The organism is Alkalihalophilus lindianensis (assembly GCF_032843265.1).
In the GTDB taxonomy this organism is placed as follows: domain Bacteria; phylum Bacillota; class Bacilli; order Bacillales; family Bacillaceae_D; genus Alkalihalophilus; species Alkalihalophilus lindianensis.
On the sequence record NZ_JAWJBA010000003.1, the window covers coordinates 249,991 to 268,347 of the forward strand.

Consider the following 18,357-nt stretch of genomic DNA (forward strand, 5'->3'; position numbering starts at 1 on the left):
AATCGTAATAATTACGAATTAGGACGTGAAAAGATGAAGAGAAAATTACCAGTGACGGTGTTAAGTGGATATTTAGGAGCAGGAAAAACAACTATATTGAATCATGTTTTACATAATCGCGAAGGTCTAAAACTTGCCGTAATAGTAAATGATTTAAGTGACGTGAACATTGATGCCTCCATGATTAAAGATGGGGGAGGCGTTTCAAGAGTAGATGAAAAGCTAGTTGAAATGTCTAATGGCTGTATTTGCTGTACTTTAAGAGAAGATTTGATGGTGGAAGTGAAAAGGTTAGCACAGGAAGATAAATACGATTATATCTTAATTGAATCAACTGGCATCGGAGAGCCATTACCTGTAGCTCAAACTTTTTCATATGCCGATGATGAGAGTGGTATTGATTTAACAGAAATATGTCAATTGGATACAATGGTTACCGTTGTGGATGCTTATAGATTTTGGCATGATTTTGAATCAGGGGAATCTTTACTCGACCGAGGTCAAGCCGTTAACGAAGAAGATGAACGTGAGATTGTGGATTTATTAATTGATCAAATTGAATTCTGTGACGTCTTACTTTTAAATAAATGTGATTTATTAGATGATAAAGATCTTGATGAAATAGAGAAAGTGCTTCGAACATTGCAACCACAAGCTAAGTTTATCAGAATTTCAGAAGGAAAAGTAAACCCAACGGAGATTATACACACAGGCTTATTTGATTTTGAGCGCTCAAGTCAATCAGCTGGTTGGTTAAAAGAACTTCAAACAGAGCACATTCCAGAAACAGAAGAGTATGGTATTTCTAGTTACGTATATAGAAGCCGTAAACCTTTCCATCCAGAACGATTGATGAACGCTATTCAAGATTGGCCAAGTAATATTGTGCGATCAAAAGGAATTTGTTGGCTTGCGACCAGAAATGATGTTGCTGCGCTGCTTAGCCAAGCTGGTCCATCAATGGTGTTTGAACCTGCAGGCCTTTGGGTTGATGCAATGTCTGAGGACGATAAGAGGGAAGTCCTTGCAGAAGAGCCTGAAATAAGGTCGAAGTGGGATGTACGTCACGGAGACCGTATGACAGAACTTGTAGTTATTGGACTTGAGCTGATTCCAAATGAGATAGATGCTTATTTTAATTCATGTTTATTAACAGATCTTGAAATGAGGAATGAAGATTGGTCAAGCTTTGAAGACCCACTGCCAGAGTGGCCAGAGCTTGAAGAATTAGTTGAAAAATAATTGGAGAAAGTAAGTCGCATCCATATGCGACTGCTTTTTTATGTTTGAAAATAAAATGAGTAGGGAAGTAAAAGAGTAAACATATACTGAGATGAGAAGGAGTGAAGGATGTTATGTGGACGATTCTAATTATTATCTTAATACTATGGCTATTAGGATTCAGTTTCGAAATTGCTGGAAACTTGATTCACATTTTATTAGTTATCGCACTAATTGTCTTTATAGTTCGCATGTTAACAGGTAGGAGGGCTTAGCCAAACCAAACAAGGTGATGGTGAATCTTCTAAACAAAAGGTGGCTGCTGTGCTCAATACAGCAGCCTTTTGTAAACCATAAATTTAGTGAAAGATTAACTATCTTTTGTTTCAATCGTTAGATGATTGTATGCATTTAATAAGATTGGCTCAGACTGTACATATACAAGAAACATATAATGGAGAGCTTCTTCTTCAGTTATCGATTGGCTAATTAACTCATTAAAAGTGGACAATAAAAATCGATCATGTTCTATTAGTTTTTTCATTCGAGTTGTTTGGAATCCCATCGCCCATTTAGCCTCCTTACGTCCTCATTCCTCATTATCATATGAGAAAAGAGGCGTTACGTGCTCTTACATACATTTAAAAATAGTAAAAATTCATATGAAAACAAGAAAGGTGAGAAGTGAATGAACACAACAAGTACAGGTTGCCGCACAGAATATGATCCATTACAGACCGTTTTACTATGTGAACCATTATATATGAAGATTGAGGAGGCAATTAATGATACACAAGAGCACTACAAAGAAGAAAATATTGATGTAGACAAAGCAATTGAACAACACAAAAACCTTGTACATGCATTAAAAGCTGAGGGAGTAGACGTTCATTTATTACAAGCAAAAGAAGTTTTTCCAGAACAAGTTTTCACAAGAGATATTGGATTTACAATAGATAAAACCATTTATGTAGGTGCATTGAAACGTTCTATTCGTCAAGGAGAAGAGAAAGTATTAAAAGAGTTTTTGATGGAAAATGACTATTCATTTAAAGAGATTCGAGGAGGCACAATTGAAGGAGGAGACGTCATCATTGATGGCGCCCATATTTTTGTAGGAGATAGTAGTCGGACTTCCACTCTAACAGTAGATCAGCTTCGAAAAGATCATCCTCATCATCAAATCCATTTAATTCACTTTGATGAAAAATACCTTCACTTAGATTGCGTGTTTAATCCTCTTTCTAGGGATGTAGCACTCATTTATAGAGATGCGATTGAAGCTGAAGCTGTGAAGAAATTAGAACAACAGTATCATTTAATTGATGTTTCAGAAGAAGAGCAATTCACTCTTGCTACAAATGTATTAAGTATCGGGAACAAAAAAATTGTCGCCCTCCCGCTTAATAAACATACCAATCAAAAGATTAAAGAAGCAGGATTTTCTATAATCGAGGTTGATTTATCAGAAATTATTAAATCAGGCGGAGCATTCCGCTGTGTGACAATGCCTTTATATCGTTCATAAAATTGGTGAAAAAAGGGCTATTTCCTCGGAAATAGCCCTTTTTTCAGTTTAGTAGATAAAGAAGAAATAAGAATAATAAAATATATTGCAAGCGATTACAGAAACAATATTGACAATAGTCGGAACGTTTCGTACAATTCTCATAACAGACTGAACAGTCGGTCGAATTTATGGGGAGAGGTGAAGTGCACAAGATGAATGTAAAACCGACAAAAGATCGCATCATAGATGCTGCCTTATTGTTATTTGAAGAGCAAGGATTTCATGCGGTTACTGTTGATAAGATTGTAAAACAGAGCGGAACGTCAAAAGGTGGATTTTATCATAACTTTAAATCAAAGGATGAACTGCTCTACACGATCCATGATTCTTTCATTACATACATCCTAACAAAAGCAGAGGATGCATATGAAAGATATGACACACCAGCTGAACGTTTGTTTGAGACGGTAAAGTCGTTTGTTATGATGTTTGAATTGTATCGTCCCCACGTTACTGTATTTTATCAAGAATCTCTTTATTTAAGTGAGGATTACTTTCAAACGATAAAAGTAAAGCGTGACCGTTATAAGAAAATGATGTTTCGTGTTGTAGAAGAGGGAATTCAGCAAGGGGAATTCAGAAAAGAGATTCCTGTTCCTATTACGTCCATGGCGATATTTGGAATGACCAACTGGACCTATAAATGGTACAAGGATACAGGTGAATATTCGATTAATGATATTGCTTTAATTTATGCTGATCTTGTCATGCACTCAGTGCTTACACCTGAGGCCCTGCAAAAATCAGAAAATCAACGGTTCTTTTTGAAACCGGATTCATTAAAAGGAGATGATCTACATGTATAAAGTTAGTGAAATTAAGGAATTAATTCGTGCACTCGATCGTTCAAATCTTTCTGAGGTTACTGTTAAAGGGGAAGGGAAAACACAGCTTACTTTAAAGAAGAATGAAGGAGTTGCAGAAGAACCAGCAACCAATGTTGCTACCACTACATCAGAACAAATCACTCCCGCTCCTGTAGTCAAAGAAACAACCTCACCCCAAAATGAATCACCAAAAGTGACTGAAGGAAAGAAAGAGAGTGAAGAAACACCAGTTGATGATGTGGAGCATATTCTTTCTCCAATGGTCGGAACATTTTACACGGCTCCATCACCTGACTCAAAACCATATGTTGAGGTTGGAGATGAAGTGAAAGAGGGAGAAGTTGTTTGTATCGTTGAAGCTATGAAGCTTATGAATGAACTAGAAGCGGAGTTAAATGGAAAGGTTGTTGATGTACTAGTTGAAAATGGAGAACTTGTTGAATATGGTCAACCTCTATTCGCACTTCAAGCTAGTAAGTAGTATCTAGTAATTCAACCACAGAAATAGGAGGATGATGATCGATGGATATGCTTGACCATATTAACGAGTTAGAAGAACGAAGAGAAAAAGTGAAATTAGGTGGCGGAGAAGCTAGAATTGATGCCCAACATAATCGAGGGAAGATGACTGCAAGGGAGCGAATTGACCTATTAGTAGATGAAGAGACGTTTGTAGAATTAAACCCATTTATTGAACATCGCGGCTTAGATTATGGCTCAGCTGAAGCACCCGGTGAAGGGGTCGTCACTGGCTATGGGAAAGTAGAAGGAAGATTAATTTTTGTGTTCGCTCAAGATTTCACCGTCTTTGGAGGAGCTCTTGGCGAGATGCATGCCCAAAAAATTGCTAAAGTAATGGATTTAGCTGCTGAAAATGGTGCGCCTATCATCGGTCTTAATGACTCTGGTGGAGCGAGAATTCAAGAGGGTGTCCTTTCGCTTGATGGATATGGACATATCTTTTACCGAAATGCGATTTATTCAGGAGTTGTACCGCAAATCTCTGTGATCATGGGACCATGCGCAGGTGGGGCAGTGTATTCGCCAGCCATTACTGACTTTGTATTCATGGTTGAAAAGACGAGTCAAATGTTTATTACAGGTCCAAAAGTAATTGAGAGTGTAACGGGTGCTAAAATTAACAGTGAAAATCTTGGAGGAGCAAAAGTACATTCAAGTGTAAGTGGAAATGCTCATTTCACGGCAGCCTCTGAGGAACAAGTTCTTAAGGATGTTAGAAAATTAATTGCCTTTCTACCGCAGAATCATAGTGAAAAAACACCAATAAAAAAGCCAAAGCAATCCAAGCCTCTAGATGAGCGTATTGAAGAATTAATTGATATCGTGCCAGTAGACGGCACGAAAGTATACGATGTACGACATGTGATTGAGAAAATTGTTGATGATGAAGATTTCTTAGAAGTGCAACCTAAATTTGCTAAAAATATCGTTTGTGGTTTTGCTCGAATTGAAGGAGAAACGGTAGGAATCGTTGCAAACAATCCTAAAATGATGGCAGGTGGACTTGATATTGATTCATCCGATAAGTGTTCACGTTTCATTCGTTTTTGTGACTGTTACAACATTCCATTGATTACATTTGAAGATGTGAGCGGTTTCATACCGGGCGTGCAACAAGAGCATGGTGGCATTATTCGACACGGTGCGAAAATCCTCTATGCATACTCTGAAGCAACGGTACCTAAAATTACTGTCATTTTAAGAAAAGCATTTGGAGGAGCTTATGTAGCTCTAAATAGTAAAGCGATCGGTGCAGATGTTGTCTATGCATGGCCAAATGCAGAAATAGCTGTAATGGGTCCAGAAGGTGCTGCAAATATTATTTTTGCTAAAGAGATTAAAGAGAGCGATAATCCTGAAGCAACGAGAGCGGCAAAAATTGCTGACTATCGTGAACGTTTTGCCAACCCTTATGTTGCTGCAAGAAATGGAATGGTTGATGATGTCATTGATCCAAGAGATACACGAAAGAGTCTTGCTCAAGCATTAGATATGTTGAGAAATAAGAAGAAAGAATTACCTAAGAAAAAGCACGGAAATATTCCACTATAGAATGGATAAGAAGGGAGTGAGTGGGTGAGCCTTTTACAGGCTCCCTATCGCTATGAAGCATAAGGACCTTGATAAATTCAGTGAATTTCCGATACCAACATATGAAGAATGGCGAGAAGTAGCAGAGCGCTCATTAAAAGGTGGGTCATTTGATAAAAGATTAGTCACACATCTCTATGAAGGCATTGCGATAGAGCCAATGTACCAAGAAAAGGATGTTGATCATTTACCGACCCTTAAAGAGCAACCTGGAGCGTTTCCGTTTACGCGTGGAACAACCCAAAAGCGTGCTAAATGGAAAGTGAGTCAAGAATTAAGTGGAGCGACTCCAGTCATTTTAAACGAACAAGCTCATCATGATCTTAAAAGAGGTCAAGATGTTCTACATATTGTCGCTAATGAAAAAGCAAAAGGAAATAATGTGAATGAAAATGATCGCGGAGTGTCGATTGAAGGTGTTACGGATTTTAAAACAATCTTTGAAGGTATAGACACAGAAAAATACCCGATTCATTTATATACAGGTGTATGGCTTAAGCCTTTGTTAGCAATGGTCATATCTGCAGTTGAAGAGAAGAAAATAAGTGGAATCATTGCAGCAGACCCACTTTTTGAATTAGCGAAAACAGGGGAACTTCCTAGTACACTAGCTACTATTTACGATGATATAGCAGAAGCAACTTTATGGGTTGGGAACCACCAAAGTGGCTTACGTACAATTTTAGTTCAAAGTGCGGCTTATCATGATGGGGGAGCTTCTGCGACGGATGAGTTGGCATGCGTGCTCTCAACGGGAGTAGAATACGTGTCTGAACTGATGGATCGCGGTCTTTCTGCAGACGATGCAGGTAACTCAATTGCCTTTTCATTTTCAATCGGAAGCCAATCATTTGTGGAAATAGCAAAGGTTCGAAGTGCTAGATTGTTGTGGGCAGCCATTATGAAAGAGTTCGGTGCAAGTGAAGCCGGTCAAAAAATGGTTATTCATGCGAGAACTTCCGCATTCACAAAAGCCAAGCTAGACCCATATGTCAACATGCTGCGTAGTACAAGTGAGGCATTCAGTGCAGCAATAGCGGGGGCTGATAGTATTCAAGTAAGTCCGTTTGATGAACCGATTCAACCATCTACGGCTTTTTCAAGACGAATTGCAAGAAACACCTCTTTAATTTTGTTAGAGGAAAGTCATCTAGCGGCCACTCAAGATCCGGCAGGAGGGGCTTGGTATGTTGAACATCTTACAAATGAAATTACGCAAAAAACGTGGAGTCAATTCCAAGTTCTTGAAGCCAATGGTGGCATGAGCCAGGCGTTAACAGCGGGAATTCCTCAAAGTTGGATTAATGAAACATGGAACGCTCGGATAAAAGATGTGGAAACAAGAAAGCAGACGATCGTTGGCGTGAATCAATACGCTAATCTTGATGAAAAGCTACTTCACGAAAACAAACAAACAGATGAGTGGAGAGTAGAAGAGACAAAGTCCGAATTGAAAGCAGTAGAGACCTTACCAACATCATTTAACGAATGGATTCAAGTTTCAAGTGAAGGTTTTTCACTAACGAGCATGTATCGTGTCCTTTCTAAGCTAAATAATCTAGAACCTACAATGATTAAAGAGCCGCTTAGCCGAAGACGTATTTCAATGCCGTATGAACAGATGAGGGATCTAAGCAAGCAATTTGAAAGAGAAACAGGAAAACGTGCTGAGGTAACCTTAATAGGGTTAGGACCATTAGCTAAGTTTAAACCACGTGCTGATTTTGCTGCAGGTTACTTTAGGGCAGGGGGCTTTGAAGTGGGTTCTCCAATCAGTGTTGATGCTCTAGAGCGTGATCAGGTACAAATGGAGTGTTCAAATGTAATCGTCATTTGTGGAACAGATGAAGATGTCCACCAAGAAGGTGCTTCCCTAATAAAAGAATTAAAGAAAGCCAATTCAGAAGAGGTTCGGATCTATGTCGCAGGTAAACAAAAAGGTGAGGTAGCTGATCAATTAAATGAATCTGGAGTCTTTGATTATATCCATATGAAATCGAACCATTATGAACAACTCATGAATTTATGGAATTGGAGGGCAGGAAAATGACAAAACCATCTTTTGATAAAATGACGTTTCCTGCATTTGAACAATCACAAAGCGAAGGTTATCAGCCAGATCCTACGATTGATACAATGGAGAAAATCTCAATCCAATCAACCTATACGAAAAATGACACGAGTGGAATGAAGCACCTTAACTACGTAGCAGGGATCGCACCTTTCTTCCGAGGGCCTTATCCCGCTATGTATAAAACGAGACCATGGACAGTGCGTCAATATGCCGGATTCTCTACAGCTGAAGAGAGTAATGCGTTTTACCGTCGTAATCTTGCAGCAGGGCAGAAGGGTTTATCGATTGCGTTTGATTTAGCGACTCACCGTGGATATGATTCTGATCATGAACGAGTTGTGGGAGATGTTGGAAAAGCAGGTGTTGCTGTAGACTCGATTCTAGATATGAAGATCCTATTTGATAGCATTCCACTTGACCAAATGTCGGTATCAATGACAATGAATGGGGCAGTATTACCAATCTTAGCGTTTTATATTGTAGCGGCCGAAGAGCAAGGTGTGAAGCCAGAACAATTAACAGGTACGATTCAAAATGATATTTTAAAAGAGTACATGGTAAGAAACACATATATTTATCCACCTGAAGCATCAATGAAGGCGATAGCAGATATTTTTGAATACACGTCTAAATACATGCCTAAGTTCAACAGTATTAGTATCTCTGGCTACCATATGCAAGAAGCGGGTGCAACAGCTGACATTGAGCTCGCTTATACACTAGCAGATGGATTAGAGTATGTAAGAACTGGAATGAAAGCAGGACTGGATATTGATTCATTTGCTCCTCGTTTATCCTTCTTCTGGGCAATCGGAATGAATTATTATATGGAAGTTGCTAAAATGCGGGCAGCTCGTTTAATTTGGGCGAAATTAATCAAACCCTTTGATCCGAAAAATGATAAGTCACTTGCTCTTCGTACTCATTCACAAACATCGGGTTGGAGTTTAACCGAACAAGATCCTTATAATAATGTCGTACGAACATGTATTGAAGCGATGGCTGCTTCAATGGGACATACCCAGTCCCTTCATACTAATGCTTTAGATGAAGCAATTGCCTTACCAACAGACTTCTCGGCTCGTATTGCGCGAAATACACAATTATACTTACAAGATGAAACAGGTCTAACGAATGTGCTTGATCCTTGGGGTGGCTCATACTATGTCGAAACCTTAACGGCAGAACTTGTGAGAAAGGCTTGGGCGCATATTGAAGAAATTGAAGAGCTTGGCGGTATGGCTAAGGCTATTGAAACTGGGCTTCCTAAAATGCGAATTGAAGAAGCTGCAGCCAGAAGACAAGCGCATATTGACTCTAAAAAAGAGACGATTATCGGTGTGAATACTCATCGTTTAGAAGAAGAAGAACCGCTAGATATTTTAAATATTGATAATACAGTAGTACGAGAAGCGCAAATTCGTCGTCTAGAAAAGCTACGTGCAGAACGTGATGATACTAGAGTAGAAAAAGCGTTAGCGGCTATTACAGAGGCAGCTGAAACAGGCGAAGGGAATCTTCTGGAGTTAGCAGTAGAAGCTGCTCGTTCTCGTGCAAGCCTAGGTGAAATTTCAATGGCTTATGAAAAAGTGGTAGGAAGACATAAAGCGGTCATCCGCTCGATTAGCGGTGTATACCGTTCTGAGTTTGGAGAGAATGATGAAATGGAAAACATTCGAAAAATGACTGATGAATTTGAAGAGGCAGAAGGACGTAGACCGAGAATTATGATTGCGAAAATGGGTCAAGATGGTCATGACCGAGGAGCGAAAGTGATTTCGACGGCTTTTGCTGATATGGGCTTTGACGTTGATATTGGACCATTATTTCAAACTCCGGCGGAAGCGGCCTTGCAAGCAGTCGAGAATGATGTGCATGTGATTGGAATGAGCTCTTTAGCAGCTGGGCACAAAACATTGCTTCCACAAGTTGTAAATGAGCTTAAAAAGCATGGTCGTGAAGATATTTTAGTGATTATTGGCGGAGTCATTCCAGCTCAGGATTATCAATTCTTAAAAGAAAATGGAGCAGCAGCTATATTTGGACCAGGTACAGTGATCCCTGTAGCAGCAACTCAAATCTTAGAAGAATTAAAAGAGAGACTCGGCTTAGAGGAAGAAGAAGTGGAGTAACACTTCTTCTTTCTTCTTCTCTTAAAAAGAGGCAAGAAGGGAGGGTAAACGCGGTGTCACAATCCCCTAAAAGAAGTAAATTAACAGTAGAAGAGTATGTATTAGGTGTAAAGGAACAAAATCGAGCGATATTGGCCAGAGCGATTACACTTGTGGAAAGTAATGCAAAAAAACATTTGCAACTAGCTCAAGATGTATTAACAGAGCTAATGCCACAGACTGGTCAATCAATCCGTATTGGGTTTTCTGGAGTGCCTGGCGCAGGTAAAAGTACGCTAATTGAAGCGTTTGGGATGATGCTTTGTGAGAAGGGGCATAAAGTGGCGGTGCTTGCAGTTGATCCTTCAAGTTCATTAACTGGAGGCAGCATATTAGGAGATAAAACGAGAATGGAACAACTATCTCGTCATCCTAATGCTTATGTTAGACCATCCCCTGCTGGTGGGACTCTTGGTGGAGTAGCGAGAAAAACGCGTGAAACATTGCTATTATGTGAGGCAGCTGGCTACGACGTCATTATTGTTGAGACGGTCGGAGTAGGACAAAGTGAAGTGGCAGTAAGGTCAATGGTAGACTTCTTCCTCGTTCTTATGCTTACTGGTGCTGGAGATGAACTACAAGGGATGAAAAAAGGAATTATGGAAATGGCAGATGCTATGTTTATAAACAAAGCTGATGGCCCGAATAAACAAGCAGCTGAGCAAGCGCGAGTTGAATTAGACCGAATGCTTCATTTGCTTCCTCCTATTACAGAAGGCTGGTCTACTAAGGCATATACAGTTTCTGCCCTAACCGGTGAAGGTGTCGATCATATTTGGTCTGTTATTCAAGACCATAAAGAACACATGCAGCAAAACAACATCTTCCATAAAAGACGAAACGAACAAGCTTTGCGTTGGTTTCGTGATCTAATTGAGGAACAGGTCTTAGTCGAATTTTATCAAAATGAGAAAGTAAAGACTATTCTCCCACAGATGCAAGAACAAGTATTAACGGGTCAATCATCAGCTACGAAGGCAGCACTTGAAATATTAGAAGTGAAAAATGAAAAGTAAGTTTATGAAAAAGTCATGTTACTAAACATGGCTTTTCTTTTGGAATCAAGTGACCAAATTGAATTAGTACAATACAATACAATAGTAGTGGTTTTAAATAACTATATTAGTGGTATAGTAATCGGTACACCTAATACAAAGGAGGGATTCTTAGTGAATAGTTGTAGGAATTGTGGGTACATACCTGATTTACCCTCAAGTGGGAATTTATTAATGAAACTAAAAGGTCATCCACAATTGGAAAAAATCGAGGAAGTACTCCAACTAGGAGACTTTACATACAGGTTAAATGATAATAATATTTATTCTATCCCTTATCAAAATGAAGAAACTTTAAATAAACTGATTCAGCAACTAGATCCAATTTTACTGACTAATGAGTACACCTATGCAACGTATTCAGTAGAAGAGAGCGAACATTTTGCAAACTTTGTTCGATATGAACAGTTAAGAGAAAGAATTATGAATTGGCCACTTGTTAGAGTGATAAATGAAGGCTTATTTACTCAACATATGCAACCAATTGTTCAGCTTACTACTGAAGAAGTATTTGGATATGAGTTTTTAGTTCGACCTATCCAATCAGAGCTGTCATTTAACCCTGGTACATTATTTTCTTTTTCTCAAAAGGCTGGATTACAATCGGTCTTAGATAGTCAGGCACGAATTTCTTCTATTGAAATCAGCTCCAAGTTATTACGAAATGGAGTGAAAAGATTTATTAACTTCTTACCTTCATCTATTTATGACCCCAATCATTGTTTGAAAAGTACATTATATGCTGTAGAAAAGTATGGTGTGCAACCAGAAGACTTGATTTTTGAAGTAGTGGAAACCGAGAAAATCCATGATATCGATCACTTGAAAAATATCTTTAACGTGTACCAAAAACAAGGAATTCAGGTAGCCCTTGATGACCTTGGTGCGGGGTTTGCGACTGTTGATATATTAAGAGAATTAAAACCTAACTTTGCAAAAATAGACCGAGCCATAATCGATCATTGTGATCAATATACTGAGAAACAAACAAAAATAAAAGAAATAGTAAATGTAGCTGATGCGTATGGAATTAAACTGCTTGCTGAAGGGATAGAAAGAAAAGAAGAAGCCGATTTATGTGCTGAATTAAACATTCCACTTGCCCAAGGCTATTACTTTGGACGTCCAAAAGCAGAGCCGGTTACGAATGTATTTCCGTTTGCAAATTAAAAGAGGAAAGACCTTGATGATGAGGTCTTTCCTCTTTTACATGTAGAATTATTTTTTTACGTTTTTACAATTAAATCCTTGTTGTTCAAGCATATCAGCAATGGAAGAATAATATGGCTTCTCATAAAAACTTGAGACACGTTCTGTCCATGAAGTTGTTTGTTTACCATTCGTACGTTTGTTCATATAGGCACTCATCGTCTCATCATACGTGTCGATGATCGAGGTCTGGTCATGTTGATAACTTTCCTTATGGAAGATTGCTTCTTGTGGAAACCGTGGCTTAGTGCCCGGATCTTCATTTGGATAACCTACACACAACCCAGAAATAGGAATGACGTATTTTGGAAGGTCCAGTAATTCAATGACTTCTAAAGGGTTTTTACGGATTCCCCCTATCGGGACTGTACCGAGATCAAGTGATTCTGCAGCAGTTATAGCATTTGACATAGCTAATCCCACATCGGTTGCTCCAACTAATAGAGCATCCACGTCATCAATTGCTTCAAGTGTTTTTCCGTGTTTTTCACCAGCTATTTGAGCACGGTAAAAATCAGCACAAAAAATAAAAAAGATTGGTGCTTGTGCGACATATGCTTGATTTCCTACTAATTCAGATAACTGTGATTTTCTTTGCTCGTCTGCAACAGCAATAATAGAAACCTGTTGGCCGTTTATCCAAGAGGGGGCTGATTGGGCAGCTGAAATAATAGCGTTAAGTTTTTCTTCCTCGATCGCTTTAGAAGAATAGGAACGATAGGATCGATGTTTATGTTGTGTGTTAATAATAGCATTCATGAAGGATCCTCCTCTTAATTCAGAACTCATTTATTTATTATCACATAATCTAAGGATAAACCCAACCCAAGTGCAAATGAGCCAATGCAAAAGATGCATTGGCTCATTCATTATCGTGGCAATTACTTCATCGTTGATGGCACAAGTGAAGTAGTAAATAAAGAAGTTTGTTGTGACTTAGGGTTAAAGTAAGCAATTAATAATTCATGTTGATCTACGATTGCATCGTCTTCTGTGAAGGAGTCAAGGGAGAATGGTAAGACCTCAATCATTGTGTGTTTGTGCAGGTCTTTTTCATTAAGTTGTAAAGAAGCGAAATCTTCATTTACTCTTTGCGGTTGATCTGCTAACTCACGTAAATAGGAGCTTTGTTGCTCTTTTGAAAGCGAGAAGCCCCACCATGTTTTACGTGGTTTGTGTTTATGATTTTTGAAGTAATCGACCATCATTAAACCTCTAATGATTTGAAGGTTTTGTGTATCTCTAGCTTCTAAAAATTCATAAAGTCTTGTAAAGAGATCTTCAAGTTGATGACCAATTCTTGACCAATCTTTTGATTCCCAATAGTCTCCAAACTCTTGGAAGAAATCAAAAGGAGAAGCAAATTCTTTTTCAACTAAATAGTTAATCGTCATATCCATCCGATGATCATTCCAGTATTTTTCCAAAACATCCTCAACTCGTTTGATTCGAACAATATCTGAGAATGGTAAAATGTTATTACTGAGAATCTCATACGGAGCATGATTCATATATACATATTGATGATCTTCTGCTCGTAAACGCAAACCAGTTCCGCGAAGCATTTTTAAAAATCCGAGCTGAAGTTCTTCAGCCCTAAGTGCAAATACATCATTAAATGTATTGCGGAATGAATGGTAATCTTCTTCAGGAAGACCTGCAATTAAATCTAAGTGTTGGTCAATCTTCCCACCCTCTTTTACCATTGTGACAGTACGGGTGAGCTTTTGGAAGTTTTGACGACGCTGAACTAATTCATTTGTTGCATCATTTGTTGATTGGACACCAATTTCAAAGCGAAAAATCCCTTTTGGTGCATGCTCATTAAGAAATTCAAGGACTTCAGGACGCATAATGTCAGCAGTAATTTCAAATTGGAACACACATTCTTGATGGTTATCAATCAAAAATTGGAAGATCTCAAGTGCGTAATCTCTTTTAATGTTGAATGTCCGGTCGACAAATTTAATTAGTTTCGTACCGTTTTCAATAAGAAACAGGAGGTCACTTTTAACACGATCGATATCAACATAGCGTACACCCACTTCAATAGAAGACAAGCAAAATTGACAACTATAGGGGCAACCTCTGCTCGTTTCAAAATACGTTACTCGTTTGGTGAGCCCGGCTAGATCCTCATCGAATCGATAAGGGGTAGGGATATCATCTAATTTCAATTTAGGACGAGGAGCGTTTATAATAACTTCCTCTCCTTTACGGTAAGCTAAGCCAAATACCATATGGAATTTAGAGGTAGTACTTAATTCTTCAAGTAACTGTTTAAACGTTTCTTCCCCTTCACCGACCACGATGAAGTCAGCATCAGCAGTCGTTTCAAGCCATTCTTTCGTGTCATAGGACACTTCAGGTCCACCTAAGACGATTTTGGTTTCAGGCATGACTTTCCTTAGCATTTCAATTACTTTTAATGTCTCTTCAATATTCCAAATATAGCAACTAAAGCCGATAACATCAGGCTTTCGTTCAAATAAATCGGAAACGATATTCATAATAGGGTCTTTGATCGTATATTCTACCATTTCTATAGGGAACTCTGGCTCAGCATAGGCCTTTAAACAGCGCAAAGCCAAACATGTGTGAATATATTTAGCGTTCAACGTCGTGACGACGGTTTTCATTGGTTTATCCCTCAATTCTCTGTTTTCCTTACGTAGTGTATGATACCATACGTTTAGGCAACATGAGAAATGTGTATACGAAATAATACATTAAATGAGTCACCTTTTTTTATGAGAAAATTGTAAGGGGATACAATATGAATATTCGAAATTTCATCTCTTTCCTCCTATTCCTCTCAGTGATCACAATACCAATGATAATTCACGCAAAAGAGCCGCTGAGAATTTCATACGACCCTAACTTGCCTCCCATTCATATGCAAGAGGAGGGTCAACATCAAGGTTTCTTAATTGATTTAATGGAAGAGTTAAATCGATATTTGGAAAAAGATTTGATCTATTACCCGATGACCCAAGAAGAAGCGTTCCTTGCGCTTGAAGAGGACAAAGTGGACATGGTATTATCTGCTTCTTTTCATGAACAACGAACAGCTACTATGGAGTATACAGATTCGGTCTTACATACTTCTGTTGGGCTAGTCGTTCGGAGCGATAATCAAGAGATTGAAGGTATCTCTCAATTAACAAACGTAAAGACTGCTTTGCAAAAAGAAACAACGGAATATGAGTTCCTTCGTACTATTCGACGAATTCAATATCATGTTGCGAGTAACCAACGAACAGCGATGCAGGTTTTACTGATGGGTCGCTCTGATGCATTTGTAGGGAATATATTAACGGCTGATTATTTAATAGAAGAAACTCAAATGAATAATAATTTCCGAATTGTGGGTAATTACCTCTTACCGATTGATTATGCTATGGCTGTAGCTAGAGACCGTAATGAATTATTAGACGAATTAAATAGAGCGATTAGGACCGTTAAGCAGGAAGGTATATACGCAGATATTCATGAAAAGTGGTTTGGAAATGAAAATCTGTTAACAGAGAGACTGTGGCTAGCAGTTCAAATTACCGTAGGCCTTTTATTGGGTGTTCTTGCGATTACGTTTTTAGCTATTAGGTGGAATCGGCGTTTGCAAGCAGAGGTAGAGAAGAAAACACATGTATTAAAAGAATTAAATGAAACGTTACAAGAGCAAATTACTCAAACGAAAAACAGCGACGAATACCAAAGGCAGATTCTAGATAGTTCACCTCGTGGCATTGTGACGGTAAATGAAGATGGATTAATCACATCAGTAAATACAAAAGCTCTCCTTATAGCAGGTGAAAAAGACGATCTTCTAACAAAACCTTATCAAGACGTTTTGTTATTAACGCAACTTCTTGAGTCGCACTTTGATCAAGTCTTTCAAGAGAAAAAGTCAATTTTAGGAAAAGAAACGATATGGAAGCGTTCAGATAATAAAGAGTATGATCTACGTTATTATGTCTATCCACTCTTTAATATTAAGCATCAATTAATCGGGCTCATCGTGACGTTTGAAGATATTACAGAAGAGAGGAAAATGCGTCTTCAAGTGTTTGAACAAGAAAAAAATCAGGCATTAAGTCGGGTTGTAGCAGGAATCGCTCATGAAATTCGTAATCCTCTTACATCCATCAAAACATTTGCTGAATTAATACCGAAAAAGTTCCATAATGAACGTTTCCAACGTGAGATTTCTACCTATGTTCCAAAAGAAATTGATCGAGTGAGCCAACTTATTGAAGGTTTGATTGATTATGCTAGACCGAGACAACAGGAAAAAGAATCGGTTCACCTAACAGAACTTGTCCAAGATTGTGCCATCTTATTTGAGAGGACACTGCTTAATAAAGGAATCGTATTAACGTTAGATCTCATCAATGATGTATTCATTTACGCTAACCCCAATCAAGTGAAACAAGTCATTATCAATTTAATGATTAATGGAATTGATGCCATTGAGGAAGTAATAGAACATAGAAGTGGCGAACTTGTTTTACGATTATCGAAAAGGGAAACAATGGTTGTCCTAGTAATAGAAGATAACGGGATTGGTATGACGGATAAGCAACAGGAAAAGATATTAGAGCCATTTTATACAACTAAAGCTAAGGGGACAGGACTTGGTTTAGCGATTACTCATCAATATGTACAAGATAATGAGGGGCGGTTGTTGATCGATAGTAAAATAGATAGTGGGACAAAGATGATACTACAATTTAGGAGCGAAAATCATGAAGAAAATCTTAATCATTGATGATGAGGCTTCCATTTGTTCTTCATTAACGTTTGCCTTAGAAGATGACTACTATGTTGAGGCAACAACTGATCCAAGTGAAGGTCAAAAGTTAGTTAAATCCACAAGCCCTGATTTGGTTTTATTAGATCTGAAAATAGGGGCAGTGGATGGTTTAGATGTATTGAAAAGTTTAAAAGAAGAACATCCCGAACTTCTAGTTATTATGATTACCGCATATGGCACGATCTCTTCATCGGTAAAAGCCCTTCAAGTAGGAGCTTACTCCTATTTAACGAAACCAATTAATATGGATGAATTAGAGTCGGTCATTAAGCAAGCTCTACACTTTAAATATTTACATGATCAAGTGGAACATTTAAGTCAAGAACTTGAGAAGAAGTATAGTTACGAGGAATTGATTGGTCAAAGTGAATCAATGCAGCGTGTGTATCGCTTGATTGATAAAGTGAAAGACGTTGATTCGAATGTCTTAATTATGGGGGAGAGTGGAACAGGGAAAGAGTTGGTAGCACGTGCCATTCACTATTCTGGCAAGAGAAAACAACAGCATCTAGAAACGGTCAACTGCGCTGCAATCCCTGAGCACCTTTTAGAGAGTGAACTGTTTGGATATGAAAAGGGAGCATTTACAGGGGCTGTTTCCTCAAAAGATGGAAAGTTTCAATTAGCGAACGGAGGAACCATTTTTCTAGATGAAATTGGGGACATGCCTCTTGCCCTACAAGCGAAACTTTTACGGGTCCTACAACGTAAGGAAGTAACGAAGCTCGGTTCTAATGTGACTCAATCGTTAAATGTACGAGTTATTGCTGCTACAAATAAAGATTTAGAAGAAGCGGTTAGACAAGGAGAGTTTAGGGAAGATCTTTACTTTCGGCTTCATGTTATCCCAATTTTATTACCTCCTCTACGGGAGCGAATTGACGATTTGAAGCTATTGGTATCGCATTTAATCAAATTATTTAATAAGGAAATGAATAGTGAGATCACTGGCATCTCAAAGGAAGCCTATCAAATTTTATCTTCTTATTCTTATCCTGGTAACATTCGTGAACTCGCTAACATCTTAGAATCAGCCATGGTTTTTGCCAATGAAACAACGATAGAAGTAGAAGATTTGCCGCTTCATTTAAGATCAAAGAAAACAATCATACGATCAGAGCAAAATGAGCTTTCATCTTTCGTTGGTCTATCTTTAAAAGAGCTGGAAAGGCAGTTCATTCTAGAAACTCTTGATTATAACGAAGGTCATCGAAAGAGAACTGCAGAAATGTTAGAGATTAGCGAAAGAAGTCTACGAGATAAATTAAAGCTTTACGCGTCTACTTAAATTCATAAAACCGGCAA

At 38.3% G+C, this 18,357-nt stretch carries 15 protein-coding genes; 12 read left to right on the plus strand and 3 right to left on the minus strand.

Annotation, left to right across the window (positions count from 1 at the left end; genetic code table 11):
* Window positions 1-33 precede the first annotated feature (33 nt).
* Both RYX56_RS11290 and RYX56_RS11295 read left to right on the plus strand, forming a co-directional pair.
* Window positions 34-1,242, plus strand: coding sequence for a GTP-binding protein (locus RYX56_RS11290; RefSeq protein ID WP_317122155.1), 1,209 nt, complete (start codon window positions 34-36; stop codon window positions 1,240-1,242).
* 113 nt (window positions 1,243-1,355) lie between these two features.
* Complete coding sequence (locus RYX56_RS11295; RefSeq protein ID WP_012959840.1) at window positions 1,356-1,496, plus strand: lmo0937 family membrane protein; 141 nt, start codon at window positions 1,356-1,358, stop codon at window positions 1,494-1,496.
* 95 nt (window positions 1,497-1,591) lie between these two features.
* Here RYX56_RS11295 and RYX56_RS11300 read toward each other — a convergent pair whose 3' ends face one another.
* A complete protein-coding gene (locus tag RYX56_RS11300) occupies window positions 1,592-1,786 on the minus strand; it encodes a hypothetical protein (RefSeq protein ID WP_317122156.1) in 195 nt (64 codons plus the stop codon).
* Window positions 1,787-1,909: 123 nt separating this feature from the next.
* Between RYX56_RS11300 and RYX56_RS11305 the strand changes: the two genes are divergently transcribed.
* The 8 genes from RYX56_RS11305 to RYX56_RS11340 all read left to right on the plus strand — a co-directional run bounded on the left by RYX56_RS11305 (window position 1,910) and on the right by RYX56_RS11340 (window position 12,200).
* Complete coding sequence (locus RYX56_RS11305) at window positions 1,910-2,749, plus strand: dimethylarginine dimethylaminohydrolase family protein (RefSeq protein WP_317122157.1); 840 nt, start codon at window positions 1,910-1,912, stop codon at window positions 2,747-2,749.
* 194 nt (window positions 2,750-2,943) lie between these two features.
* A complete protein-coding gene (locus tag RYX56_RS11310; RefSeq protein ID WP_317122158.1) occupies window positions 2,944-3,597 on the plus strand; it encodes a TetR/AcrR family transcriptional regulator in 654 nt (217 codons plus the stop codon).
* Complete coding sequence (gene accB / locus RYX56_RS11315) at window positions 3,590-4,099, plus strand: acetyl-CoA carboxylase biotin carboxyl carrier protein (RefSeq protein ID WP_317122159.1); 510 nt, start codon at window positions 3,590-3,592, stop codon at window positions 4,097-4,099. The genes RYX56_RS11310 and accB overlap by 8 nt, the downstream gene beginning before the upstream one ends.
* A gap of 41 nt (window positions 4,100-4,140) precedes the next feature.
* A complete protein-coding gene (locus RYX56_RS11320; protein ID WP_317122160.1) occupies window positions 4,141-5,691 on the plus strand; it encodes an acyl-CoA carboxylase subunit beta in 1,551 nt (516 codons plus the stop codon).
* Window positions 5,692-5,743: 52 nt separating this feature from the next.
* On the plus strand, window positions 5,744-7,780 hold the full coding sequence (locus tag RYX56_RS11325; protein ID WP_317122161.1) for a methylmalonyl-CoA mutase family protein: 2,037 nt from the start codon (window positions 5,744-5,746) through the stop codon (window positions 7,778-7,780).
* 20 nt (window positions 7,781-7,800) lie between these two features.
* The gene (gene scpA / locus RYX56_RS11330) at window positions 7,801-9,936 is read left to right on the plus strand and encodes a methylmalonyl-CoA mutase (protein WP_439108489.1); all 2,136 of its coding nucleotides are present in this window, start codon (window positions 7,801-7,803) and stop codon (window positions 9,934-9,936) included.
* 53 nt (window positions 9,937-9,989) lie between these two features.
* On the plus strand, window positions 9,990-10,991 hold the full coding sequence (gene meaB / locus RYX56_RS11335; RefSeq protein WP_317122163.1) for a methylmalonyl Co-A mutase-associated GTPase MeaB: 1,002 nt from the start codon (window positions 9,990-9,992) through the stop codon (window positions 10,989-10,991).
* A gap of 153 nt (window positions 10,992-11,144) precedes the next feature.
* On the plus strand, window positions 11,145-12,200 hold the full coding sequence (locus tag RYX56_RS11340; protein ID WP_317122164.1) for an EAL domain-containing protein: 1,056 nt from the start codon (window positions 11,145-11,147) through the stop codon (window positions 12,198-12,200).
* A 48-nt stretch (window positions 12,201-12,248) separates the two neighbouring features.
* Here RYX56_RS11340 and nfsA read toward each other — a convergent pair whose 3' ends face one another.
* Both nfsA and RYX56_RS11350 read right to left on the minus strand, forming a co-directional pair.
* Complete coding sequence (gene nfsA / locus RYX56_RS11345) at window positions 12,249-12,998, minus strand: oxygen-insensitive NADPH nitroreductase (protein WP_317122165.1); 750 nt, start codon at window positions 12,996-12,998, stop codon at window positions 12,249-12,251.
* 122 nt (window positions 12,999-13,120) lie between these two features.
* Window positions 13,121-14,878: a B12-binding domain-containing radical SAM protein gene (locus tag RYX56_RS11350; protein ID WP_317122166.1), complete on the minus strand. Its 1,758-nt coding sequence runs from the start codon at window positions 14,876-14,878 to the stop codon at window positions 13,121-13,123.
* 137 nt (window positions 14,879-15,015) lie between these two features.
* On the opposite strand from RYX56_RS11350, the gene RYX56_RS11355 reads away from it, so the two are divergent.
* Window positions 15,016-17,007, plus strand: coding sequence for a transporter substrate-binding domain-containing protein (locus tag RYX56_RS11355; protein ID WP_317122167.1), 1,992 nt, complete (start codon window positions 15,016-15,018; stop codon window positions 17,005-17,007).
* Window positions 16,985-18,340, plus strand: coding sequence for a sigma-54-dependent transcriptional regulator (locus tag RYX56_RS11360; RefSeq protein ID WP_317122168.1), 1,356 nt, complete (start codon window positions 16,985-16,987; stop codon window positions 18,338-18,340). The genes RYX56_RS11355 and RYX56_RS11360 overlap by 23 nt, the downstream gene beginning before the upstream one ends.
* Window positions 18,341-18,357 lie beyond the last annotated feature (17 nt).